Here is a 739-nt window from a genome sequence, read left to right as displayed (position 1 = left end):
ACTTCAGGGTGGTTTTTCGGGTTTAAATTGCATCTCATGATCAATGAGAAAGGAGAAATCTTGGCTTTCCCAGCTAACTCCTGGAAATGTTGCTGATGTTTCTATTACCAAAACTTTGCCGAAAGGGATTTTGGGAAACTATTTGTTGATAAGGGAGGGGGGTATTTTGAAAGAGCTTTCAAAGAGGCTTTTGAAACAAGGTCTTGAATGATTGACTACATCAAAAAGATAAATCCAAAATTCAGCTAACTAATTTAAAACATGTTATTTTAAGAAGACAAGGGCTAAATAATTGATTAAGACTATTGAACCTTACATGGAAGGCAGATTCTATTTTTTAAAAATGGGAAATGAGGATATTTGAAAGTTTTTGGAGATAAAAGCTGGTCCTTCTTTTCAGCACTATGCGACCTTTTTATGCTGGAAAGGGTAATGTAAACTGTTTCTCTATTGGTTTTTATGAGGATAAACAACAGAAAAAGATATAGAAAAGCGTCTTGGGAATAAATATATTAAATTTGTGTTTGTAAATAAAAATCTTGAAGAAAATATTAAAATTTCTAAAAATTCAGGTTCTTCGGAGATTTGCGTAGTAAATAAATTTTTGAAGGCTGAGAATAATTAAAAAAATTAGCATTTGTCACACCTTATTGTTTACTACGCAATTAGGAGAGCGATCAAATACTAAAGAACAATCATGTAACCAAACTGATTAAATTAGAAAGGGTAAAATTTACAG

General features: G+C 31.4%; 1 pseudogene. It reads left to right on the top strand.

Annotated features, from left to right (window positions below):
* A pseudogene (locus tag TY19_RS13055) lies at window positions 1-208 on the top strand (transposase); the annotation flags it as partial.
* Between the last annotated feature and the right edge of the window lie 531 nt (window positions 209-739).

Origin of the sequence: Candidatus Protochlamydia sp. R18, from assembly GCF_000648255.1 — a bacterium.
In the GTDB taxonomy this organism is placed as follows: Bacteria; Chlamydiota; Chlamydiia; order Chlamydiales; family Parachlamydiaceae; genus Protochlamydia; species Protochlamydia amoebophila.
This window is presented reverse-complemented; position numbering and strand designations above follow the sequence as displayed.